Raw genomic sequence first — 19825 nt, 5'->3', positions numbered from 1 at the left:
CGCGACCGTCCGACTGCCGTCAGACTGAAGGCAATTGAACGGAACGGGGGAACGGCATCATGACGGCGGAGACGGACGAGGTCAGGGCACGGGCCTTTCTGTGGGAGCTCCAGGCGCAGATCGCCCAGGCGCGCGGCGGGAGGACCGTGGCGGGGGAGCGCTGGGAGGGGTTCCTCGTGGAGGCCGGGAAGGGGGCGTTCGGCTTCTCGGAGGAGAAGGTGCGCCAGGTCGTCGAGCTCGGGGCAGCGGGGCAGGCGCACTGGCCGCCCCGGGGTCCCGACGAGCACCCGGGGGGATACATGGTGATCCACATGCTCGCCGACCAGCTGGAGGCATCCTTCGACGGCTCCTTCCCCCGACCCGTGCTGGGGATGATGGCCACGGGCGAGATCAACGCCCTGACGCTGCTCGCCCCCGGCTCGCAGACGCACCTGGTCGTCTTCGAGGACGAACTCCTCAACTTCGCCAACCTGTTCAGCAAAGCCGTGGCCCTGGCCATGCCCTACGAGGACGCCGAGGACGGCGGGATCGCGTTCTCCGTGGACATCGACAGGGTGCGGAGTCACGTGCGGGAGTCCCCGGAGGCCGTGCGCCGCTTCCGTGAGGTCGTGCTCGGCTACCTCCTGGAGGGCCGGCCGAGCGCGGCGCCCCAGTACTTCCCCCCGGAAGCCGTCGCCACCATGGGCGGCATCCTCCGGGACGGGATGGAGCTCTTCGTCCTCGGCCACGAGTACGGCCACGTCATGGCCGAGCACGTGGCCGACCGGCAGTCCCCGCGTCGCCTGCTGGGGACGGAGGAGGGCGAGGTCACCGAGGTCGGCTGGAAGTGGGAGCAGGAGGTCGTGGCCGATCTCCTCGGCTGGAACCTGTGCCTGGAGGCCATGTACAGGAACCACGGTGCGGCGCTGGCCCACGCGGGCGTCGAACTGTTCTTCTCCGCCTGCGAGGTCCTCGACCGGGCCGTGCCCCTGCTGGTGACGGGGACGAACGCGCCGCGCCCCCAGTCCCCGACCCATCCGCCGGCCGAACTCCGGCGCGACCTCGTGCGCACCCACACGCAGGCACGCCTCGAAGAGAACGCGGCGCCCCTCCTGGAGCTGGGTGCGGCGATCCAGGAGATCGTGGACATCCTCTGGGAGCAGACCGCCCCCCTGATCCTCGACCTCCACCGGCGAGGAGTCGTCCCCGACGCCCGCTGGACGGCCAACCTCCAGGGACCGACGGACCCGTCACCAGGGAACTGAACCACCGTCGTCGAAGAATCCGCCGGTCGGCCCGTCGGCGGGCAGGGTCGCGAGGCGGATCGCGACGGCCGCGCCCTGCCGGGGCGTGCGGACGCCCTGGAAGGCGTTGAGGTCGGTGGCGGTGAAGCCGGGGCAGCCGGAGTTGACGAGGATGCCCGTGCCGCCCAGCTCCTTGGCGTACTGCACGGTGACGGCGTTCAGGAAGGTCTTGGACGCCAGGTACGCGACGGGGACCACGCCCATGTCGACGCCGGGCGTGGTCTGCAGGGCGAGCGAGCCGACGCTGCTCGACATGTTCACGATCCGCGGCGAGGCCGACGCGCGCAGCAGGGGCAGCATCGCGTTGGTGACGCGGACGACCCCGATCACGTTCGTCTCCACGACCTCCCGCACGGTCGCGGGATCGACCGTGGTGGGCGTCTGCGGCATGCCGCCGGTGATCGCGGCGTTGTTGACCAGGACGTCGAGCCCTCCGGCACGGTCGGCGACCAGTTCGGCCGCGGCGGCCACGCTCGCGTCGTCCGCCACGTCCAGCGGAACGCCGAACGCGTCGGTCCCGGCCGCCCGCAGCTTCTCCACCGCGGCGTCGCGGCGCCGCCGGTCCCGGGCGCCCACGCCGACGCGCCAGCCGAGGGCGCCCAGGCCCGCCGCGATCTCGTATCCGATTCCCTTGTTCGCACCGGTCACCAGCGCGATCGTCTGTTCACTCATGTCGTCCAGCGTCGTGCGGACCCGGGCCGGACGTCCAAGACCGACTGGGTGGGCGCCGATACCGTACGGATATCGGCCCTGGTGAGCGCCGGATACGATGAGGCGGTGGAGACACGGGAGTTGCGGTACTTCGTCGCCGTCGCGGAGGAGTTGCACTTCGGGCGGGCGGCGCGGCGGCTCGCCATGGCGCAGCCCCCGCTGTCGCGGGCGATCCAGCAGCTCGAACGGCGGCTCGGAGTGGTGCTGCTGCACCGCACGGCTCGCGCGGTCACCCTCACCGAGGCCGGATCGGTGCTGCTGCGGGAGGCCCGGGCCGCACTCCTCGCGGTCGAAGCCGCCGAGCGCCGCACCCGCCGCGCCGCCGCAGGACCACCCGGAGTGGTGCTGGCCACGAAGGCCGGAGCCTCCCGCGAACTGCTGTCGAAGCTGCTGGACGCCTACGCCGCCGAACCCGGCGCGGTCGCCGTCGAGGTGGTGCTGTGCGGGCCCGGCGAGCAGGAAGGGCTGCTGCGCGACGGGCGCGCCGACGTCGCTCTGCTCCAGCGGCCCTTCGACACGACGGCCGGACTCGACACCGAGGAACTGCGCACCGAACAACAGGTCGTGGTCCTGCCCGCGGGGCACCCCCTGGCCGGCCGGCCCCATGTGTCGACGGCCGAGGTCACCGCCCTCACGGACCTGCCCCTGCCGCGCTGGCCCCGACCGGGTGGGGTCTTCCCCGACGGCCCCGGCCCCCAGGTGCGCGACCACACCCAGCTGTTCCAGCTGATCGCGCTCGGACGGGCCTGCGCGCTCGTGCCCGAGTCCCTCCGCGCCCACCTGGGCGACGACCACGCGACGGTACCGGTACCGGACGCACCGGCCGTCACGACCGTCATCGCCTGGCCGCCCCACAGCAGATCCCGAGCCGTCGCCGACCTCGTCCGCACCGCGACCCGCCTCTGACCGACGGCCGGGTGCTCCCCAGGGGACGACAGTCCCTAGGGGCAGCTCTCCACCGACTTCGCCGACCCGATCCGGCCCGACGGCACCCGTCGTTCCACGTCCTTGACCCGCAACCGCGCCCCCTTGGCGTCGAGCCCGGTGAGCGTGCCGCACAGCACGCTCCCGTCGGTCTGCACGATCAGCACCCCCGGATTCCCGGGCCGGGGGCCGTACCAGGTCAGACCGATCCCCGCGGTGACCATGGCCAGCGCCAGGAACCCCGCCACGACGGCCCGCCGCAGGTCCCGTACCGCCCGGCGCACGGTCAGCCGCTCCCTGGTGAGCAGTTCCTCCAGCGAGGCGTCGGCCACGCGGCGGCGCGGCAGCCCGAACGCCGCCCGCATCGCGAAGAAGGCCCCGCCCGCGGAGAGCAGCAGTCCGCCCAGCAGGAGCACGCCCACCGTGCCGCGCGCGCCGCCGGACAGGCCCTGGAGGGTGTCGGGCCCCTTGACGATCCCGACCGCCGTCAGCAGGCCGAGGAGGGCGGCGAGGCCGTTGCGCCAGTTCTCGGCCTGGGCGCGGACCCGGGCGAGCTCGCCCTCCAGCAGCCCCCGGGACTCCTCGGCCCGGGCGCGGCCGGCCGGCGTACTGGGCGTACCGGCCGTGACGCGGATCGCCATCAGACGCCCCACTCCACGTGCAGCACCCAGGAGGCCCCGCACCCCTTGTGCTCCCCGGCCTCGGGGTGGGTGGCGGAGCAGGCGCAGATGACCTCGACGTCCCGCGAGCCCGCCTCGGCGGCCCGGCGGAGCAGCAGGCGGGCCAGCAGGCCGGTGCGGGCGAGCGCGTCGGCGTACGCGACGAGCGGCTCGGCGTGCACGGTCTCATGGCGGCAGCGCGGGCACGGACCGCTCACCACGATGACCTCGGGCGCCGTCTCGTCCGGGTGCAGGCCGACCCGCGCGGTGCCGGCCGCGGCCGTGTTCCAGGCCGGGTCCGACTCCACGCGGTACAGCAGGTCTTGTTGGTCCGTCACTCGTACCCCTCGCGTCCGATGCGATCAACTTAACTCCCTGACGCGGGGGTTGGCTGCCTTGGTTCGCGCCGCGGTCCGGTCGATCCGGTCCGGTGTCCGGGCCGCGGGGTCACCGCGGCCCGGACACCTCCGTTCACTCCGTGCGGCCCTGCGGGGCGGGGGCGTAGCCCGCCGGGCGGGTGGTGAACGTGCCCCGGCCCTGGGTGCGGCCGCGCAGCCGGGACGCGTAGCCGAAGAGTTCGGCCAGCGGCACCGTCGCCTCCACCACCGCCGTACCCGAGCGGGTCGTCTGGTCCGTGACCCGGCCCCGGCGCGCCGCGAGGTCGCCGAGGACCGCGCCGACGGACTCCGCGGGGACGGTGACCGTGACGTCGGCCACCGGCTCCAGGAGCGTCATGGCGCTCGCGCGGAGCGCCTCGCGCAGGGCGAAGCGGCCCGCCGTGCGGAACGCCATCTCCGAGGAGTCCTTCGGATGCGTGGCGCCGTCCGTGAGCGTGACCCGGACACCCGTCACCGGGTGCCCGCCGAGCGGGCCCTCGACGAGCGCGTCACGGCAGCCGGCCTCGACCGCGCGGACGTACTCCTGCGGAACCCGGCCGCCCGTGACCGCCGAGGCGAAGACGAACTCCTCGCCCTCCGGCACCGGTTCGACGTCGATGACGACATGGGCGAACTGGCCCGCGCCGCCGTCCTGTTTGACATGACGGTGGAGCAGTCCGGTGACACCCTTCGCCACCGTCTCCCGGTACGCGACCCGGGGACGCCCGACGGCGACTTCCAGCCCCCGGTCGCGGCGCAGCTTCTCCACCGCGACCTCCAGGTGCAGTTCGCCGAGCCCCGACAGGACCGTCTGGCCCGTCTCCGGGTCGGACCGCACGACCAGCGAGGGGTCCTCCTCGGACAGCCGGGCGAGCGCCGTCGCGAGCCGGCCGGTGTCCGCGCTCCGCCGCGCCTCCACCGAGACCGAGACCACCGGGTCGGCGGTCGTCGGCGGTTCGAGGACGACGGGCGCGTCCGGGGCACAGAGGGTCGAACCGGCGCGGGCGCCCTTCGGCCCCACGACGGCGACGATGTCCCCGGCGCGCGCCACGTCCACCTCGGTCGCCCGGTCCGCCTGCACCCGCAGGATGCGGGCGACGCGCTCGGTGCGCCCGGCGGTGGTGTCGAGCACGGTGTCCCCCTTTCCGATCGTGCCCGCGTAGACGCGGACGTAGGTCATGCGGCCGGTGGCGGTCGCGCTCACCTTGAACGCGAGCGCGGTGAACGGCGCCGTCGGGTCCGCCGGGACCTCCCCACGCACCGGAGGCATGTCCGAGGGAGCCGGTAGGTAGGCGACGACGGCGTCGAGCAGCGGCTCGACACCCCGGTCGCGGTACGCCGAACCACAGAGCACGACCACCGCGTCACCCGAGAGGGTGAGGTCGCGGAGCGCGCCCGTCAGCGTCCCCGGGGAGAGTTCCGCGTGCGCGCAGAACTCCTCCAGGGCGCCGGGATGCAGCTCCGCCACCGACTCCTCAAGGCGCCGCCTGCGATGCCGGGCCTCGTCCAGGAGGGCGTCCGGGACCGGCCCTTCGGTGTACGTGCCGGCGCCGTCGGCCCACACGTACGCCCGCATCCCGACCAGATCCACGACGCCGGTGAAACCGTCCTCGCGGCCGATGGGCAGCTGGACGGGGAGCGGGACCGCGCCCAGGCGGGTGCGGATCGACTCCACGGCGGCGTCGAGGTCGGCGCCCGCCCGGTCCATCTTGTTGACGAACGCGAGGCGCGGGACGCCGTGCCGGTCGGCCTGCCGCCACACCGTCTCGCTCTGCGGCTCGACGCCCGCGACGGCGTCGAAGACGGCGACGGCGCCGTCGAGGACGCGCAGCGAACGCTCGACCTCGTCGGAGAAGTCGACGTGACCGGGCGTGTCGATGAGGTTGATCCGGTGCCCGGCCCAGTCACAGCTGACGGCCGCGGCGAAGATCGTGATGCCCCGGTCGCGCTCCTGCGGGTCGAAGTCCGTGACGGTGGTGCCGTCGTGGACCTCGCCGCGCTTGTGGGTGGCGCCGGTGAGGTAGAGGAACCGCTCGGTGACGGTGGTCTTGCCCGCGTCGACGTGGGCGAGGATGCCGAGGTTGCGGACGCGGGCGGTGAGGGGCTGGGGCTGGGTACGCACGGTGTCGTGCCTTTCGCTGCTGCGTGGAGAACAGGGCAGCGCGATGCCCGGACGGCGCTCGGAAGAGGCGTTACGTCACGGGTCGGCGATGGCGGGCGCGCAGCCGCCACCGGCCGGGGCGAGAGGCGAGGATCACGTCGAAGCGGCGCGTACGCACGGTCGGCTCTCCTCGGTCGTCACTCGCGGCACGGCACACCGGTCGGTGCGCCGTGCCGCGAGTGTAGGGAGCGGAGCCGCGCGGGCGACAGCGGTTTTTCCCGGGGCCTACTCGGCGGGCTGGAGCAGGTCCCAGCGGTTGCCGTACAGGTCCTCGAAGACGGCGACGGAGCCGTACGGCTCGTGGCGCGGCTCCTCCATGAACTTCACGCCCGCCGCCGTCATCCGGGCGTGGTCGCGGGCGAAGTCCTCGGTGTGCAGGAAGAAGCCGACCCGGCCGCCGGTCTGGTTGCCGACGGAGGCCTCCTCGTTCTCGTTCTTGGCGCGGGCCAGGAGGAGGCCCGCGTTCCCGAGGCCGCCGACCCCGGCGGCGCCGGGCGGACGGACCACGACCCAGCGGTTGCCGCCGCCCCGGTCGGTGTCCTCGACCAGGTCGAAGCCGAGGGCGTCGGTGTAGAAGGCGACGGCCTCGTCGTAGTCACGGACGACGAGGGTGACGAGTGCGATGGACGGCATTTCCTCAACGTAATACGAGGAAGGACCGGAACCTACCCGCGTCGACCCGCGTCGATCCACGTCATCGTGCGGGATGACCCTTGTCGGACGGGGGGTGTGAATGAGGGTTCGGGGGAGGGGTGGGCGAGGGTCTCCCCTGAGGGGCCGGTCGCGGCCCCCGGTGTCCCCGCCCCCGGGGGACTCAGGGGGAGTCGGCCGGCGGGTTCGGGGCCGCCCCTCCGGGCGTGCGGGCCCACGCCGCCCGGCGGCGGGTCTCGTTCTCCTGCGCGAGACGACGCAGCAGGGCCAGGACCGGTTCCAGGAGGAGGACGACGATGGCGGCGTGCTCGGCGAGCTTGAGCCGGTCCTCGGCGTCGTCGAGCTCCTCGAGCCGGTCGACGTCGAGCTTCGCGGCGGCGGCGGCCAGTTCCGCGTACGGCACCAGGTCCCCGGTGCCGTAGTCGATTCCGAGGCGGCTGAGGTCCATGAGGCTCGCGGCGAGCGCGCGGCGGTGCGGGGAATCGGCGGAGACGTCCCAGCCCATGGCGCGTACGAGCTCGTCGACCCGGGGCGCCTGCTCCTCCACGGCGTCCGTCTCGGTGGCGTCGACCGGGGTCGGGAGCGCGTAGTGCACGACGCCGAGCGTGGCGAGCGGGTCGAGCGGCTCGTCGATCGCCGTGAGGACGTCCCGGGTGGCGGCGATGGACAGGCCGCCGCGGGCGGTCAGGGCGCGGATCAGGCGCAGGCGCTGGACGTGCTCGTCGCCGTACAGGGTCAGGGTGGCTCCGAGCGGCCGGCCGGGGGGCAGCAGGCCTTCCCGCAGGTAGTACTTGATCGTTCCGACCGGCGTTCCGGACAGACGGCTCAGGTCAGAGATCTTCATGGGCACTCTCGCTCGAAGCTGTTCCGTGTGTGAGCAGTCTCCCAGGGGCTCGAATGGACACCTCCATTCGATAGTGTCACTCTTCAGCTGGAAAGTGAAGGTTTCTAATGTGTCGCCGACCAGCGACGACACCCCACCGAAGCGGGAGCCCCTGCATGTCCGAACCCACCCACCCGCTGCGCGTGAGCGCACGCGGGCTCCTCCGCCGGCGCGGCGTGTGGCTCCCGTCGGCGGTGATCCTCGGCCTGCTGTCCTTCGTCCTGTCCCTGCTCTACCTGGGTGCCAACAACGACCCGGTCGGCTCGACGAAGGACCTGCCGATCGCCCTGGTCGACACGGACCGGGGCGCCCAGGTGGCCGGCCGGCGGATCGACCTGGGCGCGCAGGTCACCGCGCAGATCACCGGATCGGCCGACCTCAAGGAGAAGGTCGACTGGAAGCAGGTCGACCGCCGCACCGCCGACGACCTGCTCGCCAGTGGCAAGGTCTTCGGCGCCCTCGTCATCCCCGACGACTTCTCCGCCTCCGTCGCCGCGCTCGCCGGGCCCGCGCAGGGCACGCCGCATCCGCCGACCGTGACGGTCCTGACCAACCCCGCCGCCGGAAGCTTCGGCTCCTCCATGGCGACCGAGATCAACCGCAAGGTCGTCGAGACGACCTCCGCGGAGATGGGCAAGCAGCTGGGCCGGGCGGCATCGCACCGGGCGGCGGCGCAGGGCGCAGGCGCGCACGCCGCCCCCGCCGCGCAGGCGCCGGGTGCTGCCGCGCAACTGATGATCGCCGACCCGGTGCGCCTCGTCGTCCAGGAGGGCCACCCCCTCGGACAGCACAGCGGCCTCGGCCTGAGCGCCTTCTTCTACGCGCTCATCCTCGTCCTCGGCGGCATGCTCGGTGCCAACGTCATCCACACCCAGGTGGACACCTCACTCGGCTACCTCGCCAGCGACAAGGGCCCGTTCCGCGTCGTGAAGCCCGTCCAGCACGCCACCCGGGTGCACCACTTCCTGGTCTGCTCGGCGCTCATGATCGTCCTGTCCATGCTGACCTCCGCGCTCGCCCTGGCCGCGGCCGTCGGCGTCATCGGCATCGACGCCTCCCACCTGGCCCTGCTGTGGATCTTCGGAACCTGCGCCACCGCCGCCATGGGCACCACCGCGCTGGCCCTGCTCGCCGTCTTCGGCACCCCGGGCCCGATCGTCTCCATGCTGGTCCTGATCGGTCTGGCCATCCCGTCGGCCGGCGCCACCATCCCGATCCAGGCACTCCCGGACTTCTACCGCTTCCTGGCCGAGTTCGAACCGTTCCGGCAGGTCGTCGACGGCGTCCGGTCCATCCTCTACTTCGGGGCCCGGACCGACGCCGGACTGGGCCGCGCCTGGACCATGGTCGGCATCGGCTTCGCCGTGTCGCTCGCCCTAGGCCTCGCCCTCACCCACCTCTACGACCGCCGGGGCCTGCACCGCTCGACCCCGCACCCCGCGCAGCCGGTACCCGTCGTCGGCTGATCGCCGGAGAAGGAGTGGTGGCCACGTCCGGGTCCGCGAAGCCGCCCGGTCGGCGCTCAGCGCTGCCGGCCGTCGGCAGTGCGCAGTCCGTAGCCGAGTGTCCGATCCGAGGCGATGTGCAGCAGCCAGCCGAGCGCGAAGGTGAACAGTCCGACGTTGGCATCCGGTCCGTCGCCCGGCAGGAAGGGGACCACGATGAGCCCCAGAACCGGGACGATCGGCCGGTGGACGAGGTTGTAGGCGGGCACCTTGCCGCGGGGGAGCTGCCCGGGTTCGTGTGGCCCCGACGGTCCGACGAACAGCGTCAGGTCGGGAGCGATGAAGCCCAGTATGCCCAGCGGAATCGTCCAGCCGCCGTGGTTGACCATCTCGAGCACGGTCCAGGCCAGCAGAAACACACCGAGCAGGGCCCAGGCGCCGCGGACCGGGCCCGACGCCGAACTCCGGTGGGCCTTGCCGGGTGTTGGGGATGTCATGCGCTCACTCCTTGCGAGACGGTGGGGGCGAGATCCGGCTTGGGGCGGGGTACTGAAGGGTGGGGAGCAGCTCTCCTGGAGCGAGTTCGTTCAGGCCGTCAGTCGGCCTTCGCCCCGGCCGGGGTGCCGGTGGACGCGTCGACGTGTGAGGTCGGCATGGTGTGACGAGGGTCGTCGCCCTCCTCCGTTCCGCCCTCGCTCCGGGGCCGCGACACGTCCTCGATGCCGGGGAGGCGGCGGGCCGATACGACGAGGTAGACGATCGCGCCGAGGAAGACCACGACGGAGGTCCAGCCGTTCAGGCGCAGGCCGAGGAACGCGTGGGCCTCGTCGATGCGCAGGTACTCCGTCCAGAATCGGCCGACCGTGTAGGCGGCGGCATACAGGGCGAAGGCCCGGCCGTGGCCGAGTGCGAACCGCCGGCCCGCCCAGAGGACCAGTGCGGCGACGCCGATGTCCCAGAGCGACTCGTAGAGGAAGGTGGGGTGATACGTGGCGATGTCGAGCATTCCGGATAGGCGGTGTGCGCGGTCGATCTCCAGGCCCCAAGGGAGCGTGGTGGGGTGGCCGTAGAGCTCCTGGTTGAACCAGTTGCCCCAGCGGCCGATGGCCTGGGCCACGGCGATGCCCGGGGCGACGGCGTCCGCGAAGGCGGGAAGCGGGATGCGGTGGCGACGGCAGCCGATCCACGCGCCGAGGCCGCCCAGGACGATGGCGCCCCAGATGCCGAGCCCGCCCTCCCACACGTACAGGGCCCGGATCGGCTCGCCGTGGTCGCCGAAGTACGCGTCGGGGCTGGTGAGCACGTGGTACAGCCGTCCGCCGACGAGGCCGAACGGCACGGCCCAGAGGGTGATGTCGGCGATGACGCCCCGGTCCCCGCCCCGTGCGACCCAGCGCCGGTCGCCGAGCCGGATGGCGACGAACACGCCGAGGATGATGCAGAAGGCGTACGCCCTCAGCGGCACCGGGCCGAGGTGCAGTACCCCGGTTGACGGGCTGGGAAGGTAGGCGAGATCCATGCTCATTCCGTCGCGGTGTCGGTGAAGGGATGGGTCATCAGGCGTGCACCGGACGGCTTCCTGCCGGGGCTCCTTGCCGCTTGGCGGCGGCCGTCACAGGGCATCGCCGCCGTTCTTGTTCCGGAGCAGGTCGGCGAACGCCTCGCAGCCGGTGCGCCATGCGGCGTCCAGGTCCGCTCCGGGCGGGAATCGGCCGTCGAGTTCGAGTGTCACCATGCCGTGGGCGAACGCCCAGAACGACCGCGCGATATCGACGTCGCCACGCACCGCGCGGACCAGGGGCATCGCCGCGCGGTCTTCGAGCCCTTCGGGGAGCGCGGGGCGGGCGAGCGGCCGAGTGTGGGTGAGGCGGTAGAGATGCGGACCGGCGAGCGCATGCCGCCGATAGGCGTTCGCGAGCACCAGCAGGGGCGGATCGTCGCCGATCCCGGCCTCGGCGGCCTCCAGGTCCTGCGCCAGGCGAACCATCCCCTGTGCCTGAAGCCCGGCCTCGACAGCGGCCTTGTCGGGAAAGTGCTTGTACAAGGAAGGCGCCCGGATGCCGACGCGCTCGGCGATGCGTCGCATCGACAAGGCCTCCGGCCCTTCGGCGTCGAGCAACTCCCGGGCAGCGGCCATGATCTGCCGGGCGCGGTCGGCCATGACGGGCTGCCCGGCTTCGCCTGGGGGAGTGCTCACCGCAGCCCTTTCGCTTCACGAATGATCAACACGGCTAACGCTGTTAGCCATGGGGCGTCAAGTTACGGCTAATGGTGTTAGCCGTCAAGGGTGGCAAGTTCCCCGGCACGTTGCCGAACGCACCCTGAGTGCCGGCGGTGGGAGAATGCCCCGCATGGACGCCCAGGAGTTCGACCGGCTCGCCGCCCGCGCGCGGGCGCTCGCCACGCCGGGGCGGCGGCGCGTCCTCGGGCTCGCCGGCGCCCCGGGCGCCGGGAAGTCCACGCTCGCCGAGCGGCTCGTCGACCGCCTCGACGGGCTCGCGGTCCTCGTCCCCATGGACGGCTTCCACCTCGCGCAGGCCGAACTCGAACGCCTCGGCCGGGCGGGCAGGAAGGGCGCCCCGGACACCTTCGACGCCGCCGGGTACGCCGCCCTCCTGGCCCGCCTCCGCGCCCCCGAACCCGGCACCACCGTCTACGCACCGGCCTTCGACCGCACCCTGGAGGAGCCGGTCGCGGGGTCGATCCCGGTCGGCCCCGAGGTCCCGCTGGTCATCACCGAGGGCAACTACCTGCTGCACGACGAAGGCGCCTGGGCCGCCGTCCTCCCCCTCCTCGACGAGACCTGGTACCTGGAACTGGACGCCCGCCACCGCGTCCCCCGCCTCGTCGACCGCCACGTCCGGCACGGCAAGGACCGCGCCCACGCGGAACGCTGGGTCCACGACTCGGACGAGAAGAACGCCCGCCTGGTCGCCCGGGGACGGGACCGCGCGCACCTGGTCGTGACGATGTCCTAGGGGGTGTCCGGGATCAGGCGCTCCGCGCCGGCTCGAACCGGCGTGGGCGGTCGATGGAAAGAGCATGCCGGGATCTGGCCAATGGGCGTGTCGCCGGACAGAGGAATGCGCGCGGGGGGTTCGGAAAGAACCGGATGGCCGCACCAGATCGAGCCATAACCGGGAAAGCGCTCTCCCTCCGGGCGGTGCGTGAAATACCTTCGGTGAGTCTGCTGATGACCTTGAGGAAAGGAAATTCAGTCATGTCCGTAATTCGCCGTGCGTCAGTTCTCGTCGCATCCGTGATCCTGGCCGGTGCGGGAATGGCCGGTACCGCTTCCGCTGCGCCGAAGGCCGCCGCCCAGAGCCCCGACGCCGCCGCCGGGTACAGCTGTACCAACTGGTGGAAGGTCTACGGGAGCCCCCACGTCGGAATTCAGATCAGCTGCACCGGTGGCTACTTCACCGCGTGGGTCGACTGCTACAAGTCGGGCTACGGCACGTACCGCCACTTCGGAAACCGCGTGCCGTCCGGCGGCACGTCCACCGTCTGGTGCGACGTCGACGGCAACCCGGTCGCGGGCGGCTTCACCCCCAGCTGAAAATCCCGCCCCGCAGTCCCGGGGTGATCTCGGAAACACGTCGAACGCCATCGCTCACATGATCCGAGGCGCACCATGCGCCGTGGTGTGCCTCGGACATCGTGTGGTAGCGGTGAGCTCTGCGCGACTCAAGTGGGAACCGTCTCACGACCAGACGAGTCGGCCTTCGGCGAACCGGCAGACCGGGGAGCCTCCAGCGGCGATCCTCGCCAGCGTCTCCGCCACGGAGTCGAAATACCGGGCCATCGACTCGTACTCGCCGGTGACCGTGGGGCCACCCACGAACCAGCTGCCGACGCGCCCGTCCCGCACATCGATGAACTTTCCGCTCCAGCCGTCCCGGTCCGACAGGAACGGGATCCACTCGTTGCGCCAGAACGGGTGGTCCGGCTGGTCCGGAGGGTCGAATCCGCAGGACGTGGAGCGGTTCGCGTAAAGCCTCTCCATCGCCCGGATACCCAGAAAGAAGCTTCCCTCGTCGGGGAACCCGTCGAAGCCGCAGCACATCACGTCGTCGTCGAAGTCTTCCTCGGGCAGATCCAGGTTGTTCTGCAACAGCCACGTCCGCAGGTCCCCGTGCAGGGAGATCCCCATCCGCTCTTCGGCTGCCGCGAGCATCTGCTCCGTAGCGGGCCCCGGCAGATCCGCGTGATCGGCCGACGCGTGCTCCCGGAGAAGACCCATCACACGCGACCAACTCTCAGCCACACTCATCGCCCTCTGCCCCCTCTACCGAGATGACTCCGTCCGACTACGCCACTGCGGAGGTTGGGACTTACCGGCCGGAGAATCTTGGAGGGATGGTACTTCGAGCGTGTGTTCCCTCCCTCCTCGCGATCGTCTTCCTGAGCGAACTCGTCGAAGCGTCAGACCGCGTGCCCCGTCGCGTGGCGTGTCGCCGCCGCCGCCAGTGCCCGGATCAGCGGGTGCGGACGGGTGTCGTCGCCCGAGTCGCCCGACAGTTCCGGCTGGAAGAGGGTCGCCAGGAAGAAGGGGTGCTCCGGGAGTTCCGCGATCCGCACCCCGCCCTCCTCGTCCGCGCCCGTGAACCGCAGGCCGTGGGCCCGCAGGGTCGCGAGGTGGCGGCTGTCGGGGCCGTAGTCGCAGTGGTAGCGCTCGGTGGTGCGCTCCGCGCCCAGGGCCCGCTCGGCCAGCGAGCCCGGGGTGACCCGTACGACCCCCTCGTGGCCCACGAGCGAGCAGGCGAGCGGCGCGATCAGCAGGTCGCCCGGGTCCGCCGCCGGTTCGTTCTCGGCGTGCGCCGCCCGCTCCAGACCGCAGACGTTCCGCGCGAACTCCAGCAGGGCGTGCTGGAATCCGCCGCAGGTGCCGAGGAAGGGGACGCCGTCCTCCCGGGCCGTACGGATCGCGGCCAGCGCCCCCGCCTCGCTCGCGTACGGGCTCCCCGGCAGCACCCACACCGCGTCGAAGCCCTTCACCGCGCCGGGCGCCGCCGCGTCCCCGGTCGGGATCCAGTACGCGTCGAGCGCCAGGCCGTCCCGCTCCGCGAGGCCGTCGAGCAGGACGGGCACCCGGACATGGGAACGGACGTGCGGGGAACGGTCGCCGACCAAGGCGATACGAGGGGTCCGGGAGGGAGGAGAGGGACGGGCGGTACGGGGGAGGGCGTGTGTGTCGTTCATGGCCGCCATCCTTCGCGGCGCCCCCGGTTCACGTCCAACGATGATTCCTGCGCTTTCCATCACGAACACTGATGACCGCCTGGATAGGCTGGCCGCATGACGAACGATCACGACTGGGAGACCCGCGTCGCCGCCCTCTGGGCCCGCCTCGACGACCACGAGCCCGCCGACTTCCGCGCCCGCGTCGCCGAACTCGCCGCCGAGCGGCCCGACGACGACCCCGTCGCCCTCTTCGAGCTGGGCGCCGCCCACGACTCCACCGGCGAACCCGTCGAAGCCGTCCGGCTCTACCAGCGCGCCCTCGACCTCGGCATCACCGGACTCCGCCGCCGCCGCGCCGTCATCCAGCTCGCCAGCAGCCTCCGCAACCTCGGCCGCCCCGACCGCAGCGTCGAACTCCTCACCGCCGAACGCGCCCTCCCCGCCGACCGGCTGGACGCCGACGAGACCGCCCTCGCCGGAGCCGTCGACGCCTTCCTCGCCCTCTCCCTCGCCGACACCGGGCGCGACCGCGAAGCCGCCTCCCTCGCCCTCGGCGCCCTCGCCCCCCTCCTGCCCCGCTACAACCGCTCCCTCGCCCACTACGCCCGCGCCCTGCTCACCTCCCCCGACGGCTCCTGACCGGGGCCGGCACCCCACCGATGGACCCGCACCTCCTGCGCACCTTCGTCACCGTCGCCCGGCTCGCCTCCTTCTCCGGGGCCGCGCGCGAGCTGGGCTACACCCAGTCCGCCGTCTCCCAGCACATCGCCGCCCTGGAGACCGACCTCGCCCTGCCGCTGCTCACCCGCAGACCGGTCGCCCCGACCCCGGCCGGCGCCCGCCTCCTCGAACACGCCGGAGCCCTGCTCCTCCGCCTCGACGCCGCCCGCGCCGACCTCGACCGCTTCGCCGCCGCGCCCCGCGCCACCCTGGCCGTCGCCGCCTCCCCGCTCGCCCTCCACCCCCGTACCCTCGCCGCCCTCCCCGCCACCGGCGTCACCCTGCGCGCGCTGCCCCGCGAGCGGGTGCCCGCCGCCGTCGCCACCGGCGAGGCCGACGCCGGGCTCGTCGACGGCGTCGCCGCCCCCAGCGACCCGCTGCGGCTGCCCGACATCGCCCCGCTCGCCGCGACCGCCGTCGCCGAGGAACCCCTCGCCGTCGTCCTGCCCGCGGACCACCCGCTCGCCGGCCGCACCGGACTCCGCCTCGACGACCTCGTCGACGCCCGCTGGCTCGACGCGCCCGCCGCCGGCGTCCCCCTCGACCGGCTGCGCGCCGTCCACGGCGGACCCGCCGGGCGGGGCTTCCGTACCGCCCTGCGCTACGAGGGCACCGACACCCGCGCCCTCACCGCCCTGGCCGCCGCCGGCCACGGCCTCGTCCTGCTCCCCTCGGCCCTCGCCGCAGGCACCCCCGGCGCGGTCTCCGTCCCCCTGGTCGCGCCCCGCCTCGTCCACCGCACCGAACTCCTCCTGCCGACCGGCCCGCCACCCGAACCGGCCACCCCGGTGGCCGAGTTCACCCGACGGCTCAAGGCCCGACACCCGTAGTCGCTACCCTGTGCGCAACGGCGACGGAAGGCGGGCAGGCGTGGGGTGGCTGCGACGAGGACCCAGGCGGGACGACGGCGACGCGCCGAGGGACCCCGAGTTCGCGTACTTCTCGCAGCGCGAGGCCGCGCTCTTCCGCGGCCGGGTCCGGGAGACCTTCGCCGAACTCGGCCTCGAGGTCACCGTCTACGCCGACCACGTCATCGACGACAAGGGCCGCCGCTTCGGCCTCGGCAACCTCGCCGCCGTCTGCCACCAGGACCGGCGCGGCACCCGCGTCTGGCCCGGCATGATCCACCGGCACGTCGGTCTGGTCGTCCGCGCCATGGACGGGCCGTCCGCCCTGGACACCCTGCCGCCCGAGCAGATCCGCGCCCAGCTCTACCCCCGGGTCGTCAGCGGCGACGGCATCGACGCCGCCGCCTTCGGGTACGCGCGGACCGTCGCGCCCGGCCTGTACGAGATCCTCGCCCTCGACCTCCCCGAGAGCGTCATGATGCTCACCGACGAGGCCCTCGAACGGCTCGGCGACCACGCCCAGCTCCGCGACCGGGCCCTGCGCAACCTGCGCGGGCTGCCCGTCGAGGAGCACGAGACCGTCCGCGACGCCGACGGCATGTGCTTCGAGATCATCCTCGGCGACTCCTTCTACACCGCGAGCCGCGTCCTCGACCTGGACGGCGTCGTCCGCCGGGTCACCGGCCTGCCGCTCGGCGAGCACGGCGCCCTCGTCGCGATGCCCTTCCGGCACCAGCTCGCCTTCCACCCCATCCGCGACACCTCGATCATCCCGGCGCTCGGCGCGATGGCCTCCTTCGCCGCCTCCGGGTACGAGGACGTGCCGGGCGCCATCAGCCCGTACGTCTTCTGGTGGCGCGGCGGCGTCCTCACCCAGCTCAGCGAGCACGACGAGGAGCACGGAGACCTGCGGATCGTCGTCGGGGACGACTTCCAGGAACTCCTGGAACGGCTCATCGCGCAGGGCCCGGACCGCCGCTGACCGGTCGCGGGCCGCTCCGGCGCCCGGCAGGATGCTGTACGACGCACGGACGACGACGCCGAGGAGAAGCCCCCATGCCGAGCAGCCGCGCCACCGACGAGGTCGTGCCCTTCACCGCGGACGACTACCGGGCCCGTATGACCCGCGCCGCCGAGTCCGCCGCCGACGCCGGGCTCGCCGGTGTCCTCGTCGCCCCCGGCCCCGACCTCGTCTACCTCACCGGCTACCAGCCCACCGCGATCACCGAGCGGCTCACCGTCCTCGTGCTCGCCGCGGGCCAGGAACCGGTCCTCGTCGTCCCCACCCTGGAGGCCCCCGACGCCGAGAAGGCCACCGGGGCCGCCGCGCTCTCCCTGCGCGACTGGACCGACGGCAAGGACCCCTACGCCGTCACCGCGCCGCTGCTCGACGTCGACGGACGGTTCGGCGTCAGCGACAACGCCTGGGCCATGCACCTCCTCGGCCTCCAGAAGGCCCTGCCCGGCACCTCGTACGTCTCGCTCACCGAGGCCCTGCCCATGCTCAGGGGCGTCAAGGACGCCCACGAACTCGCCAGGATCGCCGCCGCCGGGGCCGCCGCCGACCGGGCGTACGGCGAGATCCTGAAGGTGCGGTTCGCCGGCCGCAAGGAGACCGACGTGGCCGCCGACCTCGCCCGGCTGCTCATGGAGTTCGGGCACTCCCAGGTCGACTTCACCGTCGTCGGCTCCGGCCCCAACGGCGCCAACCCGCACCACGAGGCCGGTGACCGGGTCATCGAGCGCGGCGACATGGTCGTCCTCGACTTCGGCGGCCTCAAGCACGGCTACGGCTCCGACACCACCCGTACCGTCCACGTCGGCGAACCCACCGACGAGGAGCGGCGCGTCCACGACCTCGTCCGGGAGGCCCAGCAGGCCGGGTTCGAGGCGGTCCGCCCCGGGGTCGCCTGCCAGGACGTGGACCGGGCGGCCCGCAAGGTCATCACGGACGCCGGATACGGCGAGTACTTCATCCACCGCACCGGCCACGGCATCGGCGTCACCACCCACGAACCGCCGTACATGATCGAGGGCGAGGAACTGCCGATCGTCCCCGGCATGTGCTTCTCCATCGAGCCCGGCGTCTACCTCCCCGGCCGGTTCGGCGTCCGCATCGAGGACATCGTGACGGCGACGGAGGACGGTGCGGGGCGCCGCTTCAACAACACCCCGCACGAGATGGCGATCGTCGAGTAGGACGCGGGTGGTCCACGCGGGCGGTCTCAGCCGTCCGTGAGGAGGACCGCCGACTCGCCCGGGAGCCGCAGCACCCCGTCCTCCGCCGGGGTCCCGACCGGCTCCCAGGCCGCCAGGACCCGGTCGCGGCCGTTGGAGCCGAGCGGGATCACCGCCGGCTCCTTGCCCAGGTTCACCCCCACCCGCAGCACCCCGCGCCGGAACACCAGCCACCGCGCGTCCTCGTCGAAGGCCACCTTCACACCCGCCAGGTCCGGGTCCGTCAGGTCCGGCAGGGTGCGGCGCAGGGCGATGAGCCGGCGGTGCCAGGCGAGCAGCCGCTTGTGCGGGTCCTGCTCGCGCTCGGACCGGTCGAGGACGGAACGGTCCCGGGTGGCGGCCTCCTGCGGGTCCGGGACCTCGTTCTCGTCCCAGCCGTGCGCCGCGAACTCCCGCCGCCTGCCCCGCCGTACGGCCTCCGCCAGCTCCGGATCGGTGTGGTCGGTGAAGTACTGCCAGGGCGTCGTCGCCCCCCACTCCTCGCCCATGAACAGCATCGGCACCGAGGGGCCCGTCAGGACCAGGGTCGCCGCGCAGGCGAGCAGCCCGGGGGAGAGGGAGGCCGAAAGGCGGTCGCCCAGCGCCCGGTTGCCGATCTGGTCGTGGGTCTGCGCATAGCCGAGGAAGCGGTGCGCGGGGGTGCGCTCCCGGTCCACCGGGCGCCCGTGGTGGCGGCCCCGGAACGCCGAGTACGTGCCGTCGTGGAAGAACACCCGCGTGAGGGTCTTCGCGAGCGCGGCCATCGGGGCCGCCGCGAAGTCCGCGTAGTAGCCCTGCGACTCACGGGTCAGGGCGGTGTGCAGGGAATGGTGGAAGTCGTCGTTCCACTGGGCGTGGACCCCGATCCCGCCGAGCGCCCGGGGCGTGGTCGTACGGGGGTCGGCGAGGTCGGACTCCGCGATCAGGAAGTGCTGGCGGCCCTGCTCCCTCGCCAGCTCGTCCACGGCCGCCGACAGCTCCTCCAGGAAGGTGTACGCGCGGGTGTCCGCGAGCGCGTGCACGGCGTCCAGGCGCAGTCCGTCGATCCGGTAGTCCCGCAGCCACGCCAGGGCGCTGCCCAGGAAGTACGCCCGGACCTCGTCCGAGCCGGGCGCGTCCAGGTTCACCGCCGCGCCCCACGGGGTGTGGTGGGTCTCGGTGAAGTACGGCCCGAAGGACGGCAGGTGGTTGCCGGAGGGCCCCAGGTGGTTGTGGACCACGTCCAGGACCACCCCCATGCCGAGCCCGTGCGCCGCGTCCACGAACCGCTTCAGCGCCTCGGGACCGCCGTACGGCTCGTGCACCGCCCACGGCGCCACCCCGTCGTACCCCCAGCCCCGCACCCCGGGGAACGGGCAGAGCGGCATCAGCTCCACATGGGTGACGCCGAGGTTCGCCAGCTCCCCGAGACGCGCGGTCGCCGCGTCGAGGGTGCCCTCCGGGGTGTAGGTGCCGACGTGCAGCTCGTACAGGACCGAGCTGCGCAGCCGCAGCCGGGGGGACTCGTGCAGCCAGGCGTACGCGGAGTGGTCGACGACCGCGGCGAGCCCGTCGGGCCCGGCGGGCAGCCGGCGGGCGCGCGGGTCCGGCAGGACGGGCCCGCCGTCCAGCGCGAAGCCGTACCGGTCGCCGTCCTCGGCGGGCACGACCCCCGACCACCAGCCGGCCCGCTCGGCGTCCCGGTCCAGGTCGTGGCCGGAGCCGTTCAGCTCCAGCGTCACCCGGTCACGGGCGTGCGGCGCCCACACCTCGAAGAGCACGG

At 73.0% G+C, this 19825-nt stretch carries 21 protein-coding genes; 9 read left to right on the top strand and 12 right to left on the bottom strand.

Going from position 1 to position 19825, the window contains the following annotated elements; all coding sequences use genetic code 11:
* Positions 1–59: 59 nt before the first annotated feature.
* Complete coding sequence (locus ASD33_RS10890; RefSeq protein WP_056557318.1) at positions 60–1244, top strand: hypothetical protein; 1185 nt, start codon at positions 60–62, stop codon at positions 1242–1244.
* On the opposite strand, the gene ASD33_RS10885 is transcribed toward ASD33_RS10890, so the two are convergent.
* A complete protein-coding gene (locus tag ASD33_RS10885; RefSeq protein WP_056557316.1) occupies positions 1230–1955 on the bottom strand; it encodes an SDR family NAD(P)-dependent oxidoreductase in 726 nt (241 codons plus the stop codon). The genes ASD33_RS10890 and ASD33_RS10885 overlap by 15 nt on opposite strands.
* A 105-nt stretch (positions 1956–2060) precedes the next feature.
* Here ASD33_RS10885 and ASD33_RS10880 point away from each other — a divergent pair, with 105 nt between their 5' ends.
* Positions 2061–2900 (top strand): LysR family transcriptional regulator, encoded by an 840-nt coding sequence (locus ASD33_RS10880; RefSeq protein WP_056557443.1) that lies wholly within the window; start codon positions 2061–2063, stop codon positions 2898–2900.
* Positions 2901–2935: 35 nt separating this feature from the next.
* Here the strand turns inward: ASD33_RS10880 and ASD33_RS10875 are convergent, their stop codons facing one another.
* From ASD33_RS10875 to ASD33_RS10855, 5 genes are all read right to left on the bottom strand, one after another.
* The gene (locus ASD33_RS10875) at positions 2936–3559 is read right to left on the bottom strand and encodes a hypothetical protein (protein ID WP_056557314.1); all 624 of its coding nucleotides are present in this window, start codon (positions 3557–3559) and stop codon (positions 2936–2938) included.
* Entirely contained in the window at positions 3559–3915 is a 357-nt protein-coding gene (locus ASD33_RS10870) for a hypothetical protein (protein ID WP_056557312.1), read from the bottom strand. The genes ASD33_RS10875 and ASD33_RS10870 overlap by 1 nt, the downstream gene beginning before the upstream one ends.
* A gap of 133 nt (positions 3916–4048) precedes the next feature.
* A complete protein-coding gene (gene fusA, locus ASD33_RS10865) occupies positions 4049–6076 on the bottom strand; it encodes an elongation factor G (protein WP_056557310.1) in 2028 nt (675 codons plus the stop codon).
* A gap of 264 nt (positions 6077–6340) precedes the next feature.
* Complete coding sequence (locus ASD33_RS10860; RefSeq protein WP_056557308.1) at positions 6341–6748, bottom strand: VOC family protein; 408 nt, start codon at positions 6746–6748, stop codon at positions 6341–6343.
* 181 nt (positions 6749–6929) lie between these two features.
* On the bottom strand, positions 6930–7610 hold the full coding sequence (locus ASD33_RS10855) for a MerR family transcriptional regulator (RefSeq protein WP_056557305.1): 681 nt from the start codon (positions 7608–7610) through the stop codon (positions 6930–6932).
* A 155-nt stretch (positions 7611–7765) separates the two neighbouring features.
* Between ASD33_RS10855 and ASD33_RS10850 the strand changes: the two genes are divergently transcribed.
* Entirely contained in the window at positions 7766–9115 is a 1350-nt protein-coding gene (locus ASD33_RS10850) for a DUF3533 domain-containing protein (RefSeq protein WP_056557302.1), read from the top strand.
* A gap of 56 nt (positions 9116–9171) precedes the next feature.
* On the opposite strand, the gene ASD33_RS10845 is transcribed toward ASD33_RS10850, so the two are convergent.
* From ASD33_RS10845 to ASD33_RS10835, 3 genes are all read right to left on the bottom strand, one after another.
* The gene (locus tag ASD33_RS10845; RefSeq protein WP_056557296.1) at positions 9172–9591 is read right to left on the bottom strand and encodes a DUF4260 family protein; all 420 of its coding nucleotides are present in this window, start codon (positions 9589–9591) and stop codon (positions 9172–9174) included.
* A gap of 98 nt (positions 9592–9689) precedes the next feature.
* The gene (gene lgt / locus ASD33_RS10840; RefSeq protein WP_079044702.1) at positions 9690–10613 is read right to left on the bottom strand and encodes a prolipoprotein diacylglyceryl transferase; all 924 of its coding nucleotides are present in this window, start codon (positions 10611–10613) and stop codon (positions 9690–9692) included.
* Positions 10614–10706: 93 nt separating this feature from the next.
* Positions 10707–11255, bottom strand: a complete 549-nt coding sequence (locus tag ASD33_RS10835) for a TetR/AcrR family transcriptional regulator (protein ID WP_056557294.1) — start codon at positions 11253–11255, stop codon at positions 10707–10709.
* Positions 11256–11445: 190 nt separating this feature from the next.
* Between ASD33_RS10835 and ASD33_RS10830 the strand changes: the two genes are divergently transcribed.
* Together ASD33_RS10830 and ASD33_RS10825 are read left to right on the top strand one after the other, a co-directional pair.
* On the top strand, positions 11446–12072 hold the full coding sequence (locus ASD33_RS10830) for a nucleoside/nucleotide kinase family protein (protein ID WP_056557290.1): 627 nt from the start codon (positions 11446–11448) through the stop codon (positions 12070–12072).
* Positions 12073–12314: 242 nt separating this feature from the next.
* Positions 12315–12653, top strand: coding sequence for a hypothetical protein (locus tag ASD33_RS10825; RefSeq protein WP_157870022.1), 339 nt, complete (start codon positions 12315–12317; stop codon positions 12651–12653).
* A gap of 144 nt (positions 12654–12797) precedes the next feature.
* Here ASD33_RS10825 and ASD33_RS10820 read toward each other — a convergent pair whose 3' ends face one another.
* The gene (locus tag ASD33_RS10820; protein WP_056557283.1) at positions 12798–13367 is read right to left on the bottom strand and encodes an SMI1/KNR4 family protein; all 570 of its coding nucleotides are present in this window, start codon (positions 13365–13367) and stop codon (positions 12798–12800) included.
* Between the two features lie 152 nt (positions 13368–13519).
* The gene (locus tag ASD33_RS10815) at positions 13520–14296 is read right to left on the bottom strand and encodes a CTP synthase (protein ID WP_056557281.1); all 777 of its coding nucleotides are present in this window, start codon (positions 14294–14296) and stop codon (positions 13520–13522) included.
* 96 nt (positions 14297–14392) lie between these two features.
* On the opposite strand from ASD33_RS10815, the gene ASD33_RS10810 reads away from it, so the two are divergent.
* From ASD33_RS10810 to ASD33_RS10795, 4 genes are all read left to right on the top strand, one after another.
* The gene (locus tag ASD33_RS10810; protein WP_056557278.1) at positions 14393–14917 is read left to right on the top strand and encodes a tetratricopeptide repeat protein; all 525 of its coding nucleotides are present in this window, start codon (positions 14393–14395) and stop codon (positions 14915–14917) included.
* Positions 14918–14937: 20 nt separating this feature from the next.
* Positions 14938–15828, top strand: a complete 891-nt coding sequence (locus tag ASD33_RS10805; protein ID WP_056557275.1) for a LysR family transcriptional regulator — start codon at positions 14938–14940, stop codon at positions 15826–15828.
* Between the two features lie 40 nt (positions 15829–15868).
* Positions 15869–16828, top strand: coding sequence for a hypothetical protein (locus ASD33_RS10800; RefSeq protein ID WP_056557272.1), 960 nt, complete (start codon positions 15869–15871; stop codon positions 16826–16828).
* 74 nt (positions 16829–16902) lie between these two features.
* Complete coding sequence (locus tag ASD33_RS10795; protein WP_056557270.1) at positions 16903–18045, top strand: aminopeptidase P family protein; 1143 nt, start codon at positions 16903–16905, stop codon at positions 18043–18045.
* A gap of 26 nt (positions 18046–18071) precedes the next feature.
* On the opposite strand, the gene treZ is transcribed toward ASD33_RS10795, so the two are convergent.
* Positions 18072–19823 carry a malto-oligosyltrehalose trehalohydrolase gene (gene treZ / locus ASD33_RS10790; protein ID WP_056557268.1) on the bottom strand — a complete coding sequence of 584 codons (1752 nt, stop codon included), beginning with the start codon at positions 19821–19823 and terminating at the stop codon, positions 18072–18074.
* Positions 19824–19825 lie beyond the last annotated feature (2 nt).

This window comes from Streptomyces sp. Root1304, from assembly GCF_001426405.1.
GTDB lineage: Bacteria > Actinomycetota > Actinomycetes > Streptomycetales > Streptomycetaceae > Streptomyces.
The sequence above is the reverse complement of the archived record's forward strand: the minus strand, read 5'-3'. Positions and strand labels throughout refer to the sequence as shown.